Here is a 23030-nt window from a genome sequence, read left to right on the forward strand (position 1 = left end):
ATTAAGATGCAAAGATATACTTTTTTATCCTCCAATTACACTTTGGAGATACTCAATTGAATTATTCCAGATCATTTTGCGATTTTCTACATCTTCTTCTTTTGCAAAATCAGTAATGCGGAGTGCTACATCATTTGTTAATTCGTCCTGATCAATTTCTAGTTCAAAGTAATAAGGCTCGTCCTCAAGCCATTTATAGCGGATTAGTTTGTTTTCTTTAACATTTACAATTTTGGCTTTTTGACCTTCATCATCCCAAATAAATTCATAAATAGATTCGCGGTAATTGACATCATCGGCAAACCATTGTGATAAGGCATTTGGCTCCTGTAAATAGGGGAATAAAATCCTAGGTGAAGAATTTACTATATATTCTAAGTTCAATTTTATTTTTTCAGCCATATTATATGAATATTTATTTTTTATTTACTTAAAAAAATCTATATTTGCATTCCCAAAAACGGCGGGGTAGCTCAGATGGTTAGAGCGCAGGATTCATAACCCTGAGGTCGGCAGTTCGATTCTGCTCCCCGCTACAAAACTCTAACATACTTTCTAACTGTGCATTGGTTATACTTATATATATTATTGTAATAATACATATTTATTTTGTCTTTGCAATTATTTTACAAAAAACTTTTCGATTTTAAAAATTAAAAATATTGCATGCTTAAGCTGCTGATATTTTATGTTCTCACATTTGTTTTTTTTATGGTTACTATTTGTTTCATTATAAAGTAATTGCGTTTTTTTTGTACGCTAAGGCGCTAAAACAGTGAAAAAAAATAAAAAAAAGCTTTTTATTTGAAGGGTTATTGCTATATTTGCATACCGAAAAACGGCGGGGTAGCTCAGATGGTTAGAGCGCAGGATTCATAACCCTGAGGTCGGCAGTTCGATCCTGCTCCCCGCTACTTAAAGGAGACACTATATATTAGTTGTCTCCTTTTTTTATGCCATAAACTTAGCGATATGATGTCTACTTCATTATTGTTACTGAAAAAATGCTATCATATCAAAACAGTTTAAATTGGGAATGACTGGCGGTGCACTACAGCCGGGAATACCATTTGTACAATGATCTTGCAAGCGGTAGTAGTATATTTCCGGATCCTATTCTAGTTTCATGCTCTTTACCACTGTTAGTTCAGTCTGTAGTTAATTTTACTTCGTTTAAGAATTTAGTAATAACTTTTAGAAATTGCTCAGGATATGCGAAATGAATATTGTGATCCACATTTTCAAAAGCAATATGTTTGATGAAGTTGGAATGCTTTTCAGCAAGTATTTTGTTTTCTGCATCAACAGGCATAGGATCGTGAACTGAAATTGCATCTAGTATGAGTACAGGAATGTCTACTTGTTTAAATATTTCAAATGGAGCTATTTTTATAATGGAGGAAGCATATTTACTGACATTGGGATTGCCGAATATTGCTTCTGACATCTGTAGACTGTCTCGCATATGATAGTATTCTTGTTGTCCGCGGTAGGTGATCCATTTTTGATCTAGCGGTTTCAAAAAACTTAAGATTTCAAATTGATCTGATTTATTGCTGTCATCATAAAGGCTTTTATAGGCAGCAAATTGATCGTTATAAAAGCCGAAATACTTTTCTTCTATGTCAGCAGGGAGATTGACTTCTTGTAATTTTTGTTCTAATTGTCTTTTATTCAACTTGAAGTAGCTGGTATTAAAGGCTACTGATCCGCCATCCTCCAGTATTAAACCTGCGACATATGTAGGAAACAGTTTATAAAAATTTGTTGCTAGGTAGCCTCCACGGGAAAATCCTCCTATAACAGCATGTTGAATTTGTAAAGTGTCCATTAATGATTTGATGTCAATACAGAGATCATCGAATGAAGCATCAAATGGTGGCAGAGGAGTTTTTCCGGCATTATATTGATCTATTGAAATAATACGGTAACCGATTTTGACAAGGTCTAATGCAAAAGGAGCAAATTCGTAAGCGTTACTTAGACTGCCATGGAGCCATATTAGCACTTTAGTTTTATTTTGATTGTCGCCCCATTGGAGATAGGATAAATTTACATTTTTAGTCTTTGTAGTCCTGCGATGTTTTTGCTCATAAGTATTGAACTGTTTTGTAGCAGATTCATAATGAAGTTTAAGTTGAGTTTTATCTATTTCTTGAGCAAGCGAGGCTGTACATGATAAGCAGCCGATTAGTAAAATGAAATGGAAAAGGACATGAATTGATTTATGGCACTTTGTGGGTACCATTGTAATTTTTGATTTTAAGAAGTTTAACATACAGGAATCAAAGCTAATTTTGACTGTTAAAGATAGTGTATAATCAGCTCGTAAAAAAATAAGTGAATATTCTTATCCTTACATAAATTTTCGAAGTAATTTCATCACCCATTCTTTTTTTGTATAAGGAGGATAGATAAGTTGCGACATGTTGAATGCTGATTGAAAAGCTACTGACCTTTCATGTGAAAATGTTTTAAAGCCGAAAATGCCATGACAACTTCCCATTCCGCTACCATTTACGCCACCAAAAGGAAGGTTTGGGTTAGATACATGGATGACAACATCATTTATACACGCGCCACCTGAACTCGTGCTTTTTAACAAGCGTTTTACGGTAAGTTTATTTTTACTGAAAATGTATAGGGCCAAAGGTTTACTCTTGCTATTGATGATATTTAATGGCATCTCTAGATCGTCATAGGGAATAACGGGGAGTATTGGGCCAAAGATTTCTTCCTGCATAATTTTGCTGTCTAGCGGTACATGAGATAGGAGGGTAGGATAAATGGTCAATTCGGGCCACAGTACTTCTCCTCCCCAAGCTATGTAGGCCCCATTGTCTACAGCATCAGTGATCAATCCTACTAATCTTTCGGCATGTTGTCGATTGATGATCTTACTATATTGTGCCATATCCAGTTGCTGTTGGTCATTAAAAAACTGACGGGTAACAGCTTCTTTGTACTGCTGTATAAACTCTTCAAGTTTGGATCTTTGTATAAATACATGATCAGGTGCAATGCAGGTCTGACCTGCATTGATGAGCTTGCCCCAAGCAATTTTTGAAGCAGCATCTTTTATATCGGCGGTTTCGTCAATGATGACTGGTGATTTTCCTCCTAATTCGAGTGTAACGGTACTTAGATTTTTGGAAGCTGCCTGCATAACAGCTTTTCCTACCGTAGTACTTCCTGTAAAGAATATGTGATCAAAAGGAAGCTGAAGTAGGAATTCTGAAATAGCACGATCTCCTTCGAAGCAAGCTATGTCCTCTTCTTGAAAAGTATTTTTAATTAATTGCGTGATGACATTACTCGTTGCAGAGCTGATTTCTGAAGGTTTTAATATGATGCAGTTTCCAGCTGCAATTGCAGATATTAATGGACTCATAATCAGTTGAAATGGATAGTTCCACGGTGCAATGATTAGACATACGCCTCTTGGTTGCTGATATATGCGATTTGTTGCCAATATACTTGTCAATGTCCTGCGGACCCTTTTTGGCTTCATCCATTGTTTTAAATTCTTGATGGCAAAATCAATTTCACTGAGTGCGAAAAATACTTCCGTAAGGGCGGACTCAAATTTACTTTTTCTTAGATCAGTCTGTAATGCATCGTAGATCTGTTCTTCAAATTCTTCAATTGCAGTTTTTAATCGACGTAATTTTAATATACGTTGTTGTGCTGTACTCCATTGGAGTACAGCTTTGTTTTTTTGCTGAAGTTCAAAAATGGTTAGGATATGATCTGTCATTAGTCAAGTATGTTTATAAGCTATGCTTCAAAAGTTATTTTTATTGTGGCAATTGCTGTATCCATTCTCGGATCAATGCAACTCCTTCTTTATGAATGATGGTACGCGCGAGTTCTGGCATTGCTGTTCCAGGTTCTACACTATTCATGCGATGTAGTAGAATAGACTGCGTTGGATTTCCGGGAATGATATCAAAATCTAATCCTCCAGCTCCTCCACCAGCTGAAACGGGTGCTTTTTTTATGCCTAAATGATTTGGATTATTTTCTTCATAATCCAAAAATAGACCAGTATTAAATGCATCGCCACCTTTTGTATGACAATGTGCACAATTAATATCTAAATATGCACGTGCCCGCTTCTCTAAACTGTAATGTTTATTATCTGTCCATACTGGTAACTGTGATACTTTTGAAATTTCGGGTAAGCCAACGAGTTTACCTTCTAAAGTCCATTTTGTTAGCTGGTTGTTCATTTGATCTTTAGGAATAAAGTTCAAATTTCTTGCTTTTGGACCTATTGGTGTTAGTGTACCGTTGTTAGTATGACACCTTTTGCAATCATTTGTATTTGGAACCATATAATTAGTGACATGTTTATTCCCATTTTCATCAAGTAAAGTAATCGGTACTTTAGCTCCTGTAATGTGTCTAATGGCACCGGTCTGTTCTTTATTCCAAAGGTAATTCATGACTATCCATTTTTTAGTTTTGGGATCTTTCACTAATAACCGGGTTTCAATCATGATCTTTTGGTGCGCCTCATTAGTATAAGCAAAATTTTTGATGATAATGCTTGAATCTGGAAATTCTAAGGGGCCACTAGCCCTATAGTTGATCTGCTTTCCGTGCGGAAGTACAATAAATCGATCTTTTATAGCATAGTCTGTAAATAAGGGTGTACTTAAATCATATCTGGTAACGCCTTTTACTGGTTCTAAATTTTTAAGGTTTCCTTTAAAAAATCCGTAATCTGAAAGTTTTTCCTTAAATGTAAACCCTTCACTACTATTATCGGATTTTGCTTTATTTGTGTTATTGCATCCTTGATGCATGAGCAAAATTAGGAATGTGCCGAGCAAGATGCTTATGGTTAAAAGGTAAGACTTTTGCATGATCATTTACATTGAAATGGTGCACTATCCGTATTTGGTTTCCAGTTTTCCGGCTTTGCAGCATTTTGGAAGTCAGCGTTTACAAATAGATTTTCTTCAGGTTGATTGATGCAGATAGAATCTGGATTTAATGCTGTTCCTTTTGTTAATACATTACTACTGAAACCGTCATATACGATTAATGGAATTCTTTTAAATTTGCGATTAGGGTCCAATTTATTTAGTTGTTCTTGAGTTGCAACTAATACTTGTCCAATTCGATGTTCGAATGCGGGTTTTGGAAATTCTGGTCCCATTTCAAGTTTATTGCTGTGTATTTTAATGTTTTTGGAAATAGGAGAATAGTTGGCATTAATTTTTTCTGCAGCTTTGTCATCTGTTGCAAAGCCTGATGCAATTGTAATTGCTGCGGTATTGTTTCCAGTAATTTTATTGTCGTAGATTTCAATATCTGAAGCTGCCAGGATGATAATACCACTTCCGGGCGAAGCATTTCCTACTCCCCAAGAGGTCCCAAAACTTCCGCTTTTGGCAAAATTTCTAAAATTGTTGTCATAAATGTTGTTGTTATAAACTTTTACTTTACCACCCCTTTTCGATAAGTCTGGCAAATCAAAAATTAGAAACCCTGCTGTATTGTTATAAAATTCATTATTATATACTTCTGCATTTGACGTATTTTCAATTTCACATCCGGCCACATTTTTGGCTGCCTTACAATTGCGAACAATTGCGCCGTCTGTTTGGCCTACATAGATTCCTGCATCTGAAGAACCTTCTGTATAGCAATTTTCAACAAGGACATTTTTGCAGAGCACAGGATAAATCGCATAGCCTCCACTTGTCGAATCTGCTTGACTCCATAGCGCATGTAAATTTGCAACTTTCACATCACTACTATTGCTGATTTTTAACAAATCACCTTTAGAGTCACGAATGGTCATGTTCTCGATAGTAAATCCTTTGACATCGGTAACTCGGATACCTTCTCCGCCTTGCGTTTGACTGGAAAAATTGAGGACCGTTTTATCATGGCCTTCTCCATGAATTAAAATATGTTTGACCTGTACGATACTTAAATTGTCAAATTTGTAATTACCTGCCTGAAGTAAAATACTTGTACTGTCTTTTATTGATAAGAATGCCTCTTCAATCTTTGCTTCTTCGCCAGGTTTAAAAGTCAAGATATTAGCATAGTTGTCCTGCTGTTCTTTTGTTCCTTTACAGGAGCTTATCATTCCTACTATCATAAATAGTAAAGTAAGCTTTAGATAAAATGATTGTTTCATAATGGTTATGGTTTATAAGTTTAAAGGTTAGGGTTGGTTATAATATATTATAAGCATAGGTGACATAATATACTGCTCCAATTCTGGGATTTGCGATTCCAGTTGAATAGTATTTATTGGTTATGTTAGTTGCACCGAGACGAATTCCTGAGCGTGCTTTGATCAACTTATAGCTAATTTGTGCATCTATTACTGCAGAACTTGGTACTTCTCCCGAAGCTAATCCTCCCGATACGACATAATGATATCCGGGTTTGTACCGTAAACTGGTATTGAATGACCAAACTTGTTTTTTACCAAAGCCACTGTTTCCAAATTCCATATTGATATGATAATTTGGTGTATTAAAATTATTGATCTGACTATCATTTTTATTTTTCAGGTAGTCGGAATAGTAATTAATTTTACCCAAAAAGTTATATCCCATGTCAACACTTAGACTGGCGGCATAACCATAGGTATTTACTGTCTCACCTCCATTAAAAGCAATGTTATACTGTATGTAAGTGCTGTGATTTTTTAAGGCGTTAACATCATCAGTCCCTGGTGTGTTTACTACATTGGCATAGCCAATGAAATTCTTCCAAGTGGAGAAATATCCTAGGATATCAATCATAAATCTATTGCCCAATAAGGCAGCATAACCCAATTCAAAAGCATTTACTGATTGCGGTTTGATGTCGTCATATTGAAATTTTTTAAGTACACCTGGATCACCTGTTTCTTGAAACTTGAGTACACTTTCATAGACATATGGTGGGTACTTGTCAAATTGATAATTATCGTTTAGTAAGCGTGATGAACCTCCAGATGAATAGCTGTTGTATCCATTTAAAGTATTTTGCAAGGCTTGTATATTGGAAGGAAAGCTATAGGCATTTTGGTAGGAGAAGCGAATGAAATTTTGGTTCATTGCTTCGAAAACCAGGGACGCCCGTGATGTAACTTTTGGTGAGGAGAACAGCGTGTTTTTATCATATCTAAATGAAGCTGCTATGTTCAATCGTTCTTCAGCTACTTTTTTAGCCATTTGCACGTATGCACTATATTCATTTACATTTATGGGTTTATCTTTATCAGGAAATAGGGTGTTTTTACTGTTTAAATTATATAAACGCCAATTGACTCCGGCAATCACAGTCATAAATTTGATTTGATTACTGAAGTTGTATTGGGCTTCGGTATTGTATAATTTACTACGATCAAGAAAGAGTGTGCCCCCTTCTGAAATAGGTGTACTTGTGATACTATCTCTAAGTCGATTGAATAGCGGAGTGCCTAACTCTGCTCGTCCCTGATCTGCAAATGATCGCGCAGCTAAGTGTGCATCATTGAGTGCTGCTCCTCCGGCAAGTGAATTGATCAACTGGTATGTATACTCAGGATACCAACCACCGGCTTCTCCATCATAGCTTGTTTTCCAAGACTCATTAATGTATTGTGCTGTAGGTCCTGCTACTAGTGTACGGCCAGAATTTTCTTGGGTAGTATAGGTTCGGACAAACCAGTTGTCGCTTTTTAATTCCAGTCTGTACTGTCCTACTTTGAAACCTTTTAGTTGATATCGGGTATCATTGGTGTAAACGATATTTCCAGTGCCGAAAGTTCCTGATGCTATGGCTTCTATTTTTGGGCTTATCTTATAACGTAATTCTCCATTTATTTTAAAAAGTTTGGCGGTATTGTCTAAGTATCCATATTCTGGATATCCGGTACGAGCAACATAGTTGGGTTTGCTCAGTAGTGGTTCTATAATAGGGGCTAGATCCGGATTTCCGGCAAGAGCCGCCTGTAGAAAGGGCGAAATATCGGTGGAGGTAGAGCCTCCGTAAAAATTTACGCCATTGTAGTTGGGATCAGTTAGGCTGGTTCCTGGTCCATTTTTATTGCTAGCATCATTGGCGACCCAATCTTTAGCCTGAGTATATTGTGTATTTATTTTGAAGGCGATTTTATCATTTATTTTTTTGGCGAAACGAATTGTCCAATCGTAATAGGGAGAAGGCGATACGGGGTCATTTTTTTTCTTATTATTGATGTGATTGACCCCTTGAGTGATTAACACGCTAATTCCTTGGTATTTGAATGGATCTTTACCTGTCATAACCATGGTTCCATTTAATCCCCTTGAACCATATAATGCAGAGGATGCTCCTGAAAGAAGTTCAATATTATCCACATCGAGCTGAGTTAGACCAATTGCGGAGCCGAGCGGGAAATTTAACCCAGGTGCCTGGTTGTCCATACCATCTACGATTTGGGTGAAATTAGTATTACCGCTTGTATTGAAACCTCTAGTTGTTACACTGGTAAATCCCAGACTAGAGACAGTTACATCTACTCCTTTTAGTCCTTGCATCATATCCATGTAATTGAGTTGCGGGGAGTTAACGACATCTTTGGCACTGATCTGTTCGATGGTAACTGGAGACGACAGTTTATTTTGTACTGTTCTGCTTGCCGAGACGACGACTTCTTGACCAAGAATCTGAGCTGGTTTTAAAAGTAGTTCTAATGGAGTTGAAAAACTTTCTACGATGAATTCTTGAGGTTCATAACCTATTGAGGAAATCAATAATGTAATCGGAAGTGATTTAGAGGTTTTCAATTGAAACCTACCCCGATCGTCACTATAGGTGCCATCGGTGCCATTTTTAACGCGAATCGAGATTGCGTATGCGGCTTCATTGGTGGTACTGTTTTTAATGCTTCCTTTAATAAAGCTCTGCGCGAGGACTGTGCCGGGCATACAGAGATAAAGGATCAGATTGAGTAAAAGGACCTTTTTCATATTTATAATTGGTTAGTTTTAGCAACAACATTAAAAAATATCAAAAATAGCTTTTACCCTTTCTCTAGTTTCTATCGAATACTACATTGCGGCTACTTTTTAATTCCTTTAAAAATCAAAGACACTAAAAATTTGGTATCTTGCAGACTTTGCGAATAATCAATTTCAGGCTCTTGTTTTAGTATAGCCTGCTGTTCCACACTGTGTTTTAGTGCATTGGAAAAATTGATCAATACGGAAGCTGTATTTTTTGGATCTTTTAATTCCAATTCTTCCTCTTTAACTGCTTCTTCCAATAGCTGTGTGAGGAATGCTTTTTCTCGAATCATCAAGGCATCATATAGCTCGAAGAATCGCGGAAGTAACTTACCCATTGATTCTACCGAAACACGATTCATGTTCAATACATTTTTATAATAATTGAATCGTGATTCGAGATAAAATGCTGTTCTATTTTCAATTCCTTCTTTCTCAACCGTAGCACTTTGTAGCGAATGAATATAGTTTTCGCCTTCTTCTAGTGCTACCTCAATGAATATATCTTCTTTGCTTTTATAGTAATAGTATAATGATGTTTTATTGAGACCAACAGCTTTGGCAATGTCTTCAAGGGTTGTTTTGTCCAAACCGAATTTCGCAAAACATTCCATTGCTGATTTACCAATTTTTTTCTTTACTTCTTCTTTCTTACTCATATTGCTTAGACTAAAGTTATAAATACAAATTCAATTTTCCAAACATTTTATTAAAAAGTTTGAAAAGTTGAAAATAACCTGTTTTAATTTTTTAAACTTAATAAAATTAAGGTATTAATAGTTTTTTATTGATGATCATCTTTATTTTTTCTTTATCAAAATAGAAAAGATGATGGTTAATTAAGATTAGTACACATGAGTATCCTTAATAAGGAGTGAAAGAATAGAGTAATGTTATTCAGGATCTATAGATTTAAGCTACGTGGTTATTTGTTGAAGTTAATCAGGATCCAAGATAGGATGTTTTGAATAATAAAAGAATTACGGGGGCCATAGCCCCCGTAATTCTTTTATGCTTAATTAGGGTTAAGCATCTTTTTGCTGAAATTGTGTTTCAACGTATTTTTTAAAATTATTGAGGATGGCCTGCCACCCCGAGTGTTGTTGTTCTTCGGAATGTGAGGTTTCGCTATCAAAACTCTGAACGATTGTTACCACGTTTTTGTTTTCAAAAAATGTAGTACTTACCTTTCGGTTGTCTCCAAGCGTATATGCTATGTGCCTAAGGGGCCTCACTTCATCATATTGTCCTTCAAAATTAAAATCAAAACTTTTATCCTTTGCGGCCATGTGAAAACTGAATCGACCTCCATTTCGCAAATCATTGGTTGCGCTTGTTGTTTCCCAATCATCGCTTGCAGCATTCCAGTGAATAATATGCTCTGGTTTGATAAATAGTTTCCACACATATTCTAAGGGGGCATTTATATCGGCACTGACTGTAATTGTTGACATAATTTGTAATTTATAAGGAATTAGTATAAAGGTAATTAATATTTTTATCAGGTTGAAATTTCCTGTTAATTATCATCAAAAGCTAGACTTTTCCAATTTTCTTTTTTCAGATATTTAATCATGATTAAAAATATAATCCACGCTATAATGGTAATCACCCAAATTATAATTTCGTATTCGTGAATAACGATATGTAAGTAACCTACTAATGCTAAAAGTCCTAATATAAACAGGTTGATGATTGTTCTACTTTTTCCGTTTTCTATAGATTGTGAAAAGGGAAAAGATTTGACTAGGAATAACATAACAAGAACACTTTCTATACCTCCTATGGCTGTTGCTAGCAGAATATCATTGGTCACATGTGCACCAAAAAGGGGGACACAAATGATTAGAAAAATTAAATTGAAGGGAACAAAATATTTTAAGAATGCTGATTTTAAAACTCCTGACATTAATTCTCCTGTTTGTTGAATAGGGGCTGCGTAATAGATCCATGCCGCTTTGTATTTTTCACTTTTAGTGATTAGTTGGAAAACAGTTAATACTGTAAAAAGCGATAGATAGAAAATCATAATATAAAGTCCTGATGTATTCACACGGTCAATTTGTTCAGCCAATGTATTATTTTTCCCCTGCAGAAATAGAAAGATGAAGTAGATCGGTAAGTAAGCCATTGTGGGATACAGTTGCATTTTAAATTCTCTAGAACGTGAAGTTATCAACCAAATGATAGAAAACCCAGCTTTTTCCAATGGTGTATTTGTGAATATTTTTTCTATTTTTTTATAAAACGAAATTTTCCCTTCTTGTGATAGTTCTTCTTTTTTAACTGGGCTGTCTCCGATAGCTAACTGTGCTATTTTATTATTAAAATCTTTCGAAAATAATTGTGATGACCCTAAAATGGCCACAATAAGTAAAATGATGCTAAGAGAAGCAAAAATAAGTGTCAAACCACTGAAATCTTTAACTAGCATGGCTTGAAAAGATGCGATCCATGTTCCTGGAGAAATCCATAGTAATTTAAGATGATAAATACTGTTTTCTCCTTCTGTAAAACTTTGCATTACTCTAGGGCCAATTTGATAACCTAGAAAAATAAAAATGGAAAAGAATATCTGGATGTAACTGATTGTATCTTTAAATTTTTGAATAGACAGAAAACGTAGACATAAGGAATAGAAAATATTGACAAAGAAAACCGCTATTAAAGCTGCTATTACAATTTGAATAAGAAACATCGATGCCGCAAAAATATTCCAACTGATAAATACATAGATTAATGCCGGTAATGTTATGGGCAGTAATTGCGTAGAAATCTTTATTAGCATGTATAATATTCTTGAAAAAGCAACTGTTTTATCATTCACTGGTCTTGGTAAAATGATATATTGGTCCTTGTTATCAAGCAGAATTGTTGAGAAGTCTGTTATCAGCGATAATGATAATATGGATAATATAAATGTTAAGAATAATGATGTCGCTAAGAATTTATCGGGGATGATAATAACAAATGATAAGAACATGAGCCCCATAAGGGAGAAAATAAAAAATTGAAACCAGGTTGAATTTTTAGCTGGTTTCTTATTTTGATTCTTCGTGAACGAGGCTAAAGGACGACGATCATCTATTGTTAATTTTGTTTCAATTATTATCCTTAATTGGGCAACATCGATACCTATGCTTGTCCATAATTTGCTGAAAAGCAAAATGAATTTTAATGTTAATTTCTGCATATTATTTTATCGAATTGCTGAAATAATATGTGATGCATCTATGTTTCCATCTTCTTTTCCTGTGAGTTTTGAGAAAATTTGTTCCAACGTATCCGATTGGTTCGTTTTTAATTGCTCGAAACTTCCATCAGCTATAATATTACCTTCTGAGATTAACATAATGCGATCGGATACTTTTTCGACAACGTCCATCATGTGCGAGCAGTAAAATATTGTTTTACCTTCTTTAGCCAAAAGGGAAATCAATTCTTTTACAATAATAACAGCATTAGCATCTAATCCGGATAATGGTTCATCTAAAATTATAATTTGGGGATTATGTATTATACCTGAAATTAATAATACTTTTTGGCGCATACCTTTAGAAAATGTATCCATCCTGTTATTTAAATTTTCTTCAAGACCAAAAGCTTTAAGTAATTGTTGTGCCCTTTGTTGAATTAATGTATCTTCCATACCATATAATTTACCTACAAAATCAAGGTATTCCATAGGCGTCAATACATCATATAGTTCTGCATTTTCTGGTACATAACCGATTTGACTTTTTACGGTAAGCGGATCTTCTTTAATATCTATATCATTAATAAAAACTTCTCCTTCAAAATCATTGATCAGACCAGTAAGTATTTTAACTGTAGTGGATTTACCGGCACCATTGGGGCCAATATAACCGATTACTTGACCGGGATAAATATCAAGATTTATGCCCTTTAATATTTCTTTTGATCCGTATGATTTTCTAAGATTTGAAATTCGGATAATTGGTTTGCTCACATCCATAAATAAATTATTCTGAGCTAAAGATATAAAATTTGAAAGGGTAATGATACTAATTTATGGAGAAAGAAATATTTGATTAAAATGGTTTAAGAAATTAAGATTTGGATATCGTATTATAGAGAGTATTTAACGATATCCATTTCTAAAATGAATCTGTGGTATATTCATTTGTATATGTTTCTAGAAATTTACGCTAGATCCCTTAATCATAATTAATGGGATAGCCTTCCTCATCTAAATCATCGCGTAAATCTTCCGGTGTTTCGGCTAGTTTCTTATCTATTGGCTTTAATTTTACTTCTCCTTCTATCCGCATTCCACCTTCTTCGAGATCGTCTTCGATGAGTTCGTCTAAATCTGCATATTCATCTCCAACGTAGGGGTTTGAATTGTCGTAAGTTGAATCGTCATCTGCAGCCCCTTCAGCGACAGTATCATAATCACTTGGGTGATCGTAATCAGGGTCGCTATCTTCCACATCTAATGAAAATGATTGTTTATCTGGATCGTAAGCTAATTGGTCTGCGTTTGAATTTTGAAGTTCATCTTCATTCGCGATTTTCTTTTTAGACATTTTAAATTCTCCTTTCTATATATAAAGAGAACAAAAGAACACTAGAAAAGTTTAAAATTAAGACTCGATTCTGATATCATATTCGCTAAGTAGGCCCGGCAGACTTAGGAGTGAAAACTTTGCTTTTTTTAATTTGTTTTTATTCGGTGATAGCATCAGATTTTGTGCATCTCGAAAATCGACCTGCTCCAAATTGGTCTGATCAAATATTGCTTGATTTAGATCACAATTTTGGAAAGATGACCCTGTTAGATCTGCTTCAGAAAAATCTACTTCCCGTAATTGGCAACTTCTAAAGGTTGTTTTTTTTAGCTTCAATTGATAAAATGAAGCATGATCGATATTGCAGTTTTCAAAAGTAAAAGATAAACCGAAGCGGTTGCATTGCTGAAATTGTAAGCCTAATAGTTTACAGTTTTTAAATCGGACTTGTTGGAATGTTGTTCCGGATAATTCGGCTAATGAGAAATTACAATCTATAAATGTACAATCTGCAAAAATGCTATTGTTTAATTTATTGTTTGAAAAGTCGCAGTTTTCGAAACGGCAATTATCGTATTCTGCTTGTTCAAAGTTATTTTTTTTATAATCGATGAAAGTTATTTTTTCTCCTTCGTAATATGCTGCGGTCATATCCAAAAATAGAAATTTTAATTTAGGAATATGTTATAAATAGTCCTCTTTATTTATTTTTATCAGTTCATAAGATGCTACAGAGCTATGAGAATAATGGGTTCATGATGAACAGGAACCCGAATTGATTTTGCAATAAAACAATATGCATTGGCCTTAGTATGTAATTCTGTGGCAAGTGTCATCAATTCTGGATTTCTGATCCAGACGGTTGGTTGGAGTGTAACTTTTGTAAATTGACCAGCCCCAGATTTCTCTTCTGTTAGAATACCTATCGGTTGATCTTCATATCGTACTACTTGTATACCCGATTCGGCACAAAAGTGTAAATACCAAAGCATATGACACGTTGATAGTGAACTTAGGAATAAATCTTCTGGGTTATGTTTTGTTGGATCACCTAAAAAAGCAGGATCTGAAGATCCTGCAATTACTGCTTTGTGCGGTATGCTGATTTCAAAATCACGTTTATAGTCTTTATAGGAAGCGGTATCTTTTCCAGTATTTCCCGTCCAGATTACTTTTTGCTTGTATTGATGTTCTTTTGCCATATTAACGTATTTAGAAAGCTGAATTGATCATTCAGCTTTCTAAAATTAATATAATAATTTTCTATTCCGGGGTATTATTATCAACATTGATCATCCAATTAATGCCAAATTGATCTGTTAACATGCCAAAATATGCTCCCCAGAATGTTTGAGTCATTTTCATAGACTGTATTCCATTGACTGAAAGTACATCATAGAGCCTATCTGCTTCTTCTTTATCTGTACTGTTAATTGATAGTGTAATATTCGTTCCTTTTATATAATTTCCACAATTACCATCAATACTATCGCTACCCATTAAAATACTATCTCCGTGTATGGGTAATGAAACATGCATGATTTTATCTTTCTGTTCTGGTGATAGCGGTGTTTGTCCCTCAGCTGTAGGCATCTCACCAAATTTACCTATGTACTGGAATTCTTTCTTGAAAACATTTTTATAGAAGTTAAATGCCTCCTCGCAGTTGCCTTCAAATGTTAAATAAGGATTGATTGTTGTCATGGTATTTTTATTTACTCCGTTTCTAGTTTTGTTTTTAACCTTTCTAAGCCTGTCGCTAAATCACCGCCTAACATTTTATCAAAATCCATACAGAGCAGCATGAGATTCATCGGGTAGCTCATGTGTCCATCAAATCCCCAGATTACTCTTGTTGCAGTTGGAGATATTGAATCAGTGATCATGTAAGCCTTATCTTTGGATTCAAATGGTTTAATAAATCGAATTTCAAAATCAATTCTTTTACCGTCTTCGATTTTAACAATTTCCTGCTCCCCTTTTCCTACACTATCTGCTTTACTGTCCCAAGCTGAAATAAATCCAACAGTTCCATCTGTACCTTGATATGTTTTTGTCATCAAAGGATCCATCATTGCCCATTTACTGAAGTTATTTTGATTGCGTAGGTATTTGATATAATCAAATACTTCTTGTTTTGGTTTGTTAATGGTGATTTCTCTTTTAACAGCATAATCTTTTTTAAGAAATAGAGCTGTTATTAAAAGTACTGCCACTATGAGAAGCAATACAATAACTATTTTCTTTAGAATTTTCATATTGGTAGTTTTAGTAGTTTATAACATCGCTTCTTTGGGAAATTTGTCTGCAATTAAATTTAAATTTATACCGTGTTCAAGGTATGCTTTGCAACCATCCAGTACTGTTGTAAATCCTCCGGTAGAATCTATTAATACCTGCAATAATTCATCTCCTGTTTGCTGGAAACCTTTTTGATGGATTGTGACATACGTACGATCTGGAGACAGTGATTTAAATTTGAACTCTACTAAAGTTTCGGGTGGTCCCCATAGTACTGTAATTTTTTCATTGGTGATGATATCCTGTACTGTAGCAGTACTTTTTACATCATACATTTCCCATTCCCAAATAACTGTTTTTCCTATTTCTAGTTTTCCGGAGCTTTTGGTAAACCAAAAATGCACAGTAATTGCAGGATCTATAAATGCTTGAAACACCTGTTCAACAGGTTTTCTAATTAACATTTGAGCTTCTACAGATATTTGATTTTTCATAACGGGTATTACTGAATCTGTTTTAAATAATTAATAATACTGATAACATCCTGTTTTCCTAATCCTGCATCATGTGCTTTTTGATACGTTTCCAGTAGCACTGTATTCATTGGGGTGTTAACACCTTCTTTTTTTGCGAGGTTTAGATCTTTTAACATGAAGTCCAATGCAAATGCGGGTGGATAATCTTGCTGTAATAGGAGTGGAGTTTTTACTTTAGTGGCTCCACTTCCACAGGCACTTTCATTGATTATTTCTAACATGTCTTCTGTTTTAATTCCACTTTTTTCAGCAAATAAAACTGTTTCGGCAAGGCCCTGATAGATGATAGAGAGAAAATAATTTATAGCCAGTTTAGCTGAAATGCCACTTCCTACCGGTCCAACATGCTTTACTGCCTTGCCTAATTTATTTAAATAGGGTAATACTTCTTGCAGGTCTTTTTCTTCTCCACCAGCCATGATAATCAATGTTCCTTCTTTAGCAGGCACAGTACTCCCTGCTACAGGTGCATCCATAAACCGAGCTTGCTTTTCTTGAATTTTTTGTGCTATCGTTAAAGTAAGGTCTTTGGAAATCGTACTCATATCGATAAATATCTTTCCTGATATATCTTCAAGATGAAATATATCTTCATAAAGATCTATTATTGCCGCATCGTTCGAAACCATGGTGAAGATAATATCACAGTTTTTGACTAATTCGATGGCACTTATATAAACTTCTGAAAGATCTGTGAATGGTTCTGATTTACTTGGGGTTCGATTGAAGACGGAAAGGGGAAATCCTGCATTTTCTAGATTTTTTGCCATTGGAAATCCCATGTTTCCCAATCCGATCCAACCTATATTTTTATGATGCATATGTATTAAGTTTATAACAGGTATAACAACTATTTTTTAAGATGGTTTTTACTTTTAGAGATGATTATTTGTTTGATAAGCGTGATTACAAGAAAAGGTTATTTACGGCTTCGTTAACGGAAGAGTTTTGTAAATAACCTTTTTTATAAATGAATTGAATAGGCTTAGAAATAATCATCTTTAATGATAACTACTTGTTTTCGTATTCGTAAATTTTAAGATATAATTCCTCGACCTTTTTTCTTGCCCACGGTGTTTTTCTTAAAAAAGCTAGCGATGATTTAATACTGGGGTTTTCGTTGAAACAGCGAATATTGATCCGTTCACCTAATCCTTCCCAACCTTCAAAATAAGCAATTAGATATTCTAGTATTGTATCCAGTCTTTTTCCGTGAAGTGGGTTATTTTTTTGTTCCATTGTTTGTGTGTTTTTTAATATTTAGATCTTGAAAGTCGAAACTAAAATCTGTCTGTGGTGATACCGGGTTCATTGTAAAACCAGCTATTTCTTTGTCTTGAATAGTGAAGTGTACAAATGCATCTGCATACATCAAGCGATTGTACCATTTGACAACATACGTGCTGTCTTGATAATAGTAAAGTTCACCAGTGAGTTGGGGAGAACGTTTTGAAGCGAACGTTAATCGTCCATTTTCAGCTTTAATTGATACTTCTCCAAGCCAGTTGTCAAGATATTTACCTGGTATTGTTTGCCGGTATTTGTCCTGAATGTTTTTATTCTCTTCTACGATTTGCCACGTTTTCTGTGTTATGAGATCAGCTTCAGCATTGTTTTTGGCAATTGAAGTTTGATAGGTGGTAATCCAGTGTTGATCGTTAATACCTAAATAAAAATCTTTTATCGTATTACTGATGGCACTGAATGCTGCACCTTCTTGCTGATTGGTGAGCACTACAATGCCCAGTTTTAATTGTGGAAGCATAACGATTTGTGTGACAATTCCTTCTAATCCACCCGTATGGGAAACCTCTAATTTACCCGCCATATCTGTCAGACGAAAGCCAAGGCCATATGCTCTGAATATCGAGTTGTAAGGAGGAACAGTACTGACAGGCATGATTGTCTGTGGTGTGATCAATTCTTTTAATTGCTTCTTGGTGATCAGCTGATGTCCATTATTTTCGCCGTTGTTGAGGTGAAAAATCATCCATTTGTTGAGATCGACCACATTGGAGTATATGCCTCCGGCTGCATCCAAAATGGTATTGGTATAGCGTGTACTGACATGATTTATACCATCTAGAGGTACATGTGGAGCGATCACATCTTGGCGATCTTGCAACATGTTCCAATTTGGTGCAGAATGATTCATTGCCAACGGTTTAAATATCCTTTCCTGAATAAATGTCTGCCAACTTTGGCCTGATACTTTTTCTAAAACTTTTCCAGCTATAATATATAGCAGATTATCATAATCATATTTTGTGCGAAAATCGGATGTAGGTTTTAAATACTGGATGTTATGGATAATGTCATCGGGAGTAAAGTCATGTCCATCGGGCCATATCATTAAATCTCCGGCACCTAGTCCCAAACCACTTCTGTGAGTTAGCAGATCACGAATCGTGAAGTTTTTAGTTACATAATCATTATACATCTTGAATTCCGGGAGGTATTTTTGTACGTGGTCATCCCAGTTTAATTTACCTTCATCTACTAAAATAGCCAGGGCAGTGGTTGTAAAGGCCTTTGAATTGGAGGCAATTCCAAAGTTCGTTGAAGCATAGACCTTATTCATTCTATTTAAGTCGGCAATACCATATCCTTTGGCGAATATTACCTGGTTATCTTTTACGATACCCACGGCTATTCCCGGTACATTAAAGGTTGATAATGTTTTCTGGACAATGGAGTCTACGACACTTTCTTGTATATGCTGTGCAAATAAAGAAGTGCTGCTAAAAAATAGAAGAGCTATACAAGCTATTTTTTTCATTCATTTGTGAGATTATATTCAAATATCTAAATAAAACAGCAATTGTATAGTCTTAATATAAGAAATACAGTAATTTTTAAGGGATGTATTAAGTACTTTTTGCTCCTCTGGTCAATTTTTCAACCGTGTCCCATTGTTCCTCTGAAACGGCATCGAGTCCATTAAATTCTCCAGCACCTTTTAACCATTCTCCGCCATCGATTGTGATCACATCACCATTGATGTATGCTGAATAGTCGGAAACGAGGTATGCAGCCAAATTGGCTAATTCTTGTAAGTTACCAGTTCTTCCAAGAGGTATCCTGTTGACAGGGTTGAGGGTGTCACTTAGGTTACTTGGAAAGAGGCGGTCGAAAGCGCCAGTTGTATGAAAAGGGCCGGGAGCAATTGCATTTAATCGAATTCCTTTGCGTCCCCACTCAACTGCTAACGATCTTGTCATCGCTAATACTCCAGATTTAGCACAAGCAGAGGGTACGACATAACCTGAACCGGTACTTGCGTAGGTCGTTACAATATTAAGTACTGTTTTATCTTTATCCTTGTTTGCAATCCAAATTTTTCCAAGTGCCAGTGTGCAGTTTATGGTACCTTGAAGTACAATTCCTAAAACAGATTCAAATGCACGGTGGCTTAATCTTTCTGTCGGCGAGATGAAATTTCCGGCGGCGTTATTCACTAATATGTCAATTGAGCCAAGCTGTTTAATACCATAATTAATAACTTTCTCTACTTGGTCATAATCGCGAACATCACAAGCAATTGCTATACATTTACCATTAGTTTCCTTACTAAGCTCTGCTGCGGTTTGTTGGATAACATCGTCTTTTCGACTCGTGATGATGCATTGTGCCCCTAATTGTAAAAAGTATCGGGTCATAGCTTTACCAAGACCTGTTCCACCTCCGGTAATCAATATGTTTTTTCCCATTAGTGCATCCTCACGAAGCATTCCTTGTGTTGTACTCATGTGATATTATTTAGTGTTTGTAATCAATTATATCATCCAATTTACAAAAAAAAAATCTTCCTTTTCGAGTTATTTATGATATGCTTTTTAATGTCTTTGATAAACTTTGTTCCTGGTGGTTGGAAATACGGGAGGGGGAGTAAGTTATTTAAAGAACAAAAGGCCTGTCTCATTGAGACAAGCCTTTTATGATTATATGTTTAAGACGCATGAGCTAACTCATGTTCTCTTGCATTTATGCTCCTAATTGAACACGTTTGAATGCAGTAACAGTTAAGCCTTTAGAAACTGAATCTAAGAATTGAGCGATAGATTTAGAGTTATCTTTCACGAATTCTTGGTTCAACAAAGTAGTTTCTTTGAAGAATTTGTTCAATTTACCAGCAGCGATTTTTTCTGCCATTTCAGCAGGTTTACCTTCAGCCATGATTTGTTCTTTAGCGATAGCAATTTCACGCTCGATTGTATGCGCATCAACACCATCTTTATCAATAGCAATAGGGTTCATTGCAGCGATTTGCATAGCTACATCTTTACCAGCTTCTTCAACACCATCAACATTTGCAGATAAACCAACTAATACACCTAGACGGTAGTTTGCGTGGATATAAGCAACAACTTTCTCAGCAGAAACAGTTTCGTATTTAGAAACGTCAATTTTCTCACCGATTTTACCAGTTTGCTCGATTAATAAATCAGCAATTTTAGTACCGCCAATTTCTAATGCTTTTAGGTCTTCTAAAGTAGCAGGTTTGTTTGCTAAAGCAACTTCAGCAACTGAATCAGCGAAAGCCACGAAGTCAGCATTTTTAGCTACGAAATCAGTTTCACAGTTAACTTCAACTACGATACCTGATTTACCATCAGTTGCAGCTTTAGCAATGATAACACCTTCGTTAGAATCACGGTCTTGACGGCTAGCAGCAACTTTAGCTCCTTTTTTACGTAAGTAATCAACAGCAGCTTCGAAATCACCGTTTGCTTCAACTAACGCTTTTTTACAATCCATCATACCTGCGCCTGTTTGTTGACGCAACTTGTTTACATCTGATGCAGAAATTTGTACTGACATGATATATTCTTTTTAAATTTTTGACTTATTATTTTCTTGACAATATTAGCATAACTATTGTTAAGCTAATATAAAGTTTATCATTTCTTATTCGAGAAATGATAAACCAAAAAACCGGACAGATAGGTCAGTCTAAGAAAAGAATTCTTTTCCAGAAACCAACGCTACGCTATCCGGTTTGGAATAAAAAATATTATTCTCCGTCTTTCGCTTTACGAGGACGTTTAGCTTCTGAAGCTTCAGTAGTATCAACTTTAGCCTTAGCTGCAGCTGCTTCTTTTTCTGCTTCGTCTTCTTTATCACGTTTGCGCTCGTCCAAACCTTCTTGGATTGCTTGACCAATGATACCAGCGATTAAGCTAATAGATTTACTAGCGTCATCATTTGCAGGGATTGGGAAATCAATGTTTGAAGGGTCAGAGTTTGTATCAACCATTGCAAAAGTAGGGATGCTCAATTTGATTGCTTCAGTAACAGCGATGTGTTCTTTTTTCACATCGATGATGAATAAAGCAGCCGGTAAACGGTTCAAATCAGCGATACCTCCTAATAGAGACTCTAATTTGATACGCTCACGTTGAATCATCAACTTCTCTTTTTTAGATAATACATCGTATGTACCATCTTTTTGCATTTTGTCAATAGTAGACATTTTTTTGATGGACTTACGAACTGTTGTGAAGTTTGTAAGCATACCACCTAACCATCTTTCTGTAACGAAAGGCATGTTAACTGCTTTCGCTTGTTGAGCGATGATTTCTTTTGCTTGTTTTTTCGTTGCTACGAATAAAACCTTACGACCTGATTTTACGATTTGTTTGATAGCTGAAGCAGCTTCTTCCAATTTCGTAAGCGTTTTGTTCAAGTCAATGATGTGGATACCGTTACGTTCCATGAAAATGTACTTAGCCATTTTCGGATCCCATTTACGTGTAAGGTGACCAAAGTGCACACCTGCATCCAATAAGTCTTGATAAGTTGTTCTTGCCATTTTTTGATCCTCCTTTGATTAACGTTTACTGAATTGGAATCTCTTACGAGCTTTCTTGCGTCCTGGTTTCTTACGCTCAACCATACGGTCATCACGTGTAACTAAACCTTTAGCACGTAAAGCTGGTTTAACTTCTGGGTCTAATTCAACTAATGCTTTCGCAATAGCTAAACGTACAGCCTCAGCTTGTCCTTTTACACCACCTCCATTAACGTTCACTTTCGCATCAAAATTCCCTGCTTGACCTGCTACTTCTAATGATTGAGTAACAATGTATTGCAAAGGCAATGTTGGGAAATATTCTTTGTAGTCTTTACCATTGATTGTAAGGACTCCGCTACCAGCAGTTAAGTAAATGCGGGCAACAGCAGTTTTTCTTCTTCCTGAAGTATTAGTTGTTGACATGTCGATTCTCCTTAAAATTTAACTGGTTTTGGATTTTGAGCCTCTTGTTTGTGCTCAGTTCCAGCATAAACATAAAGGTTTTTAAACAATTGACGACCTAAACGGTTTTTAGGAAGCATACCACGAACAGCTTTTTCAATAACGCGCTCAGGGTGTTTTGCCAATAATTCTTTTGGAGTGATGAAACGTTGACCACCCGGGTATCCCGTGTAGCGAACGTAAGTTTTGTCACCCAATTTATTACCTGTCAATCTAATTTTTTCTGCATTGATAACGATAACATTATCTCCGCAATCTACGTGAGGGGTAAACGATGGCTTGTGCTTTCCGCGAATTACTTTCGCAATTTCGCTTGCCAAGCGCCCCAAAATCTCGCCTTCAGCATCAACAACGATCCATTCTTTGTTGATGGTGTTCTTGTTGGCAGAGACAGTTTTGTAACTTAACGTATTCACTTGCTTTTAATTAAATAATTAATAAAATTTTATTCACTTCTTTTCCCTGTGTCTCAAGGGTC

General features: G+C 35.5%; 24 protein-coding genes and 2 tRNA genes. 2 read left to right on the forward strand and 24 right to left on the reverse strand.

Annotated elements, in window-relative coordinates; genetic code table 11:
- Positions 1–24 precede the first annotated feature (24 nt).
- The gene (locus WH188_RS06235) at positions 25–402 is read right to left on the reverse strand and encodes an START-like domain-containing protein (RefSeq protein ID WP_021192118.1); all 378 of its coding nucleotides are present in this window, start codon (positions 400–402) and stop codon (positions 25–27) included.
- Between the two features lie 60 nt (positions 403–462).
- Between WH188_RS06235 and WH188_RS06240 the strand changes: the two genes are divergently transcribed.
- Both WH188_RS06240 and WH188_RS06245 read left to right on the forward strand, forming a co-directional pair.
- Positions 463–536, forward strand: a tRNA-Met gene (locus WH188_RS06240).
- Positions 537–840: 304 nt separating this feature from the next.
- A tRNA-Met gene (locus tag WH188_RS06245) sits at positions 841–914 on the forward strand.
- 233 nt (positions 915–1147) lie between these two features.
- Here WH188_RS06245 and WH188_RS06250 read toward each other — a convergent pair.
- The 23 genes from WH188_RS06250 to rplM form a co-directional block, all read right to left on the reverse strand.
- Positions 1148–2248 carry an alpha/beta fold hydrolase gene (locus WH188_RS06250; protein ID WP_168127108.1) on the reverse strand — a complete coding sequence of 367 codons (1101 nt, stop codon included), beginning with the start codon at positions 2246–2248 and terminating at the stop codon, positions 1148–1150.
- Between the two features lie 108 nt (positions 2249–2356).
- Positions 2357–3757 carry an aldehyde dehydrogenase family protein gene (locus WH188_RS06255; protein ID WP_132842988.1) on the reverse strand — a complete coding sequence of 467 codons (1401 nt, stop codon included), beginning with the start codon at positions 3755–3757 and terminating at the stop codon, positions 2357–2359.
- Positions 3758–3797: 40 nt separating this feature from the next.
- A complete protein-coding gene (locus WH188_RS06260; protein WP_168127109.1) occupies positions 3798–4871 on the reverse strand; it encodes an SO2930 family diheme c-type cytochrome in 1074 nt (357 codons plus the stop codon).
- A 2-nt stretch (positions 4872–4873) separates the two neighbouring features.
- The gene (locus WH188_RS06265; RefSeq protein ID WP_168127110.1) at positions 4874–6160 is read right to left on the reverse strand and encodes a parallel beta-helix domain-containing protein; all 1287 of its coding nucleotides are present in this window, start codon (positions 6158–6160) and stop codon (positions 4874–4876) included.
- A gap of 37 nt (positions 6161–6197) precedes the next feature.
- Entirely contained in the window at positions 6198–8951 is a 2754-nt protein-coding gene (locus WH188_RS06270; RefSeq protein ID WP_339423546.1) for a TonB-dependent receptor, read from the reverse strand.
- A 92-nt stretch (positions 8952–9043) separates the two neighbouring features.
- Positions 9044–9646 (reverse strand): TetR/AcrR family transcriptional regulator, encoded by a 603-nt coding sequence (locus tag WH188_RS06275; RefSeq protein WP_132770972.1) that lies wholly within the window; start codon positions 9644–9646, stop codon positions 9044–9046.
- A gap of 366 nt (positions 9647–10012) precedes the next feature.
- Positions 10013–10441, reverse strand: coding sequence for an SRPBCC domain-containing protein (locus WH188_RS06280; protein ID WP_168127112.1), 429 nt, complete (start codon positions 10439–10441; stop codon positions 10013–10015).
- A gap of 65 nt (positions 10442–10506) precedes the next feature.
- Positions 10507–12180 (reverse strand): hypothetical protein, encoded by a 1674-nt coding sequence (locus WH188_RS06285; protein ID WP_168127113.1) that lies wholly within the window; start codon positions 12178–12180, stop codon positions 10507–10509.
- Positions 12181–12186: 6 nt separating this feature from the next.
- Positions 12187–12963, reverse strand: coding sequence for an ABC transporter ATP-binding protein (locus tag WH188_RS06290; protein WP_132842974.1), 777 nt, complete (start codon positions 12961–12963; stop codon positions 12187–12189).
- A gap of 202 nt (positions 12964–13165) precedes the next feature.
- Positions 13166–13537 carry a hypothetical protein gene (locus WH188_RS06295; RefSeq protein ID WP_132842973.1) on the reverse strand — a complete coding sequence of 124 codons (372 nt, stop codon included), beginning with the start codon at positions 13535–13537 and terminating at the stop codon, positions 13166–13168.
- 57 nt (positions 13538–13594) lie between these two features.
- Complete coding sequence (locus WH188_RS06300; protein WP_168127114.1) at positions 13595–14170, reverse strand: pentapeptide repeat-containing protein; 576 nt, start codon at positions 14168–14170, stop codon at positions 13595–13597.
- Positions 14171–14247: 77 nt separating this feature from the next.
- Complete coding sequence (locus WH188_RS06305; RefSeq protein ID WP_168127115.1) at positions 14248–14721, reverse strand: OsmC family protein; 474 nt, start codon at positions 14719–14721, stop codon at positions 14248–14250.
- A 61-nt stretch (positions 14722–14782) separates the two neighbouring features.
- Positions 14783–15223: a VOC family protein gene (locus tag WH188_RS06310; RefSeq protein WP_132770966.1), complete on the reverse strand. Its 441-nt coding sequence runs from the start codon at positions 15221–15223 to the stop codon at positions 14783–14785.
- A gap of 11 nt (positions 15224–15234) precedes the next feature.
- On the reverse strand, positions 15235–15777 hold the full coding sequence (locus WH188_RS06315) for an SRPBCC family protein (RefSeq protein WP_168127116.1): 543 nt from the start codon (positions 15775–15777) through the stop codon (positions 15235–15237).
- 18 nt (positions 15778–15795) lie between these two features.
- Positions 15796–16254: an SRPBCC family protein gene (locus tag WH188_RS06320; protein WP_132842963.1), complete on the reverse strand. Its 459-nt coding sequence runs from the start codon at positions 16252–16254 to the stop codon at positions 15796–15798.
- 8 nt (positions 16255–16262) lie between these two features.
- On the reverse strand, positions 16263–17117 hold the full coding sequence (locus WH188_RS06325) for an NAD(P)-dependent oxidoreductase (protein ID WP_132842961.1): 855 nt from the start codon (positions 17115–17117) through the stop codon (positions 16263–16265).
- 190 nt (positions 17118–17307) lie between these two features.
- Positions 17308–17535, reverse strand: a complete 228-nt coding sequence (locus tag WH188_RS06330; RefSeq protein WP_021188570.1) for a VF530 family protein — start codon at positions 17533–17535, stop codon at positions 17308–17310.
- On the reverse strand, positions 17519–19075 hold the full coding sequence (locus WH188_RS06335) for a serine hydrolase (protein ID WP_339423547.1): 1557 nt from the start codon (positions 19073–19075) through the stop codon (positions 17519–17521). Before WH188_RS06335 ends, WH188_RS06330 begins: the two co-directional genes overlap by 17 nt.
- 88 nt (positions 19076–19163) lie before the next feature.
- A complete protein-coding gene (locus WH188_RS06340) occupies positions 19164–20045 on the reverse strand; it encodes an SDR family oxidoreductase (protein WP_021188572.1) in 882 nt (293 codons plus the stop codon).
- 235 nt (positions 20046–20280) lie between these two features.
- A complete protein-coding gene (gene tsf, locus WH188_RS06345; RefSeq protein ID WP_021188573.1) occupies positions 20281–21117 on the reverse strand; it encodes a translation elongation factor Ts in 837 nt (278 codons plus the stop codon).
- 193 nt (positions 21118–21310) lie between these two features.
- Positions 21311–22108 carry a 30S ribosomal protein S2 gene (rpsB, locus tag WH188_RS06350; RefSeq protein WP_021188574.1) on the reverse strand — a complete coding sequence of 266 codons (798 nt, stop codon included), beginning with the start codon at positions 22106–22108 and terminating at the stop codon, positions 21311–21313.
- Between the two features lie 18 nt (positions 22109–22126).
- On the reverse strand, positions 22127–22513 hold the full coding sequence (gene rpsI / locus WH188_RS06355) for a 30S ribosomal protein S9 (RefSeq protein WP_021188575.1): 387 nt from the start codon (positions 22511–22513) through the stop codon (positions 22127–22129).
- An 11-nt stretch (positions 22514–22524) separates the two neighbouring features.
- The gene (rplM, locus tag WH188_RS06360) at positions 22525–22968 is read right to left on the reverse strand and encodes a 50S ribosomal protein L13 (protein ID WP_021188576.1); all 444 of its coding nucleotides are present in this window, start codon (positions 22966–22968) and stop codon (positions 22525–22527) included.
- Positions 22969–23030 lie beyond the last annotated feature (62 nt).

Origin of the sequence: Sphingobacterium sp. MYb388, assembly GCF_037479535.1 — a bacterium.
Taxonomy (GTDB): Bacteria; Bacteroidota; Bacteroidia; order Sphingobacteriales; family Sphingobacteriaceae; genus Sphingobacterium; species Sphingobacterium anhuiense.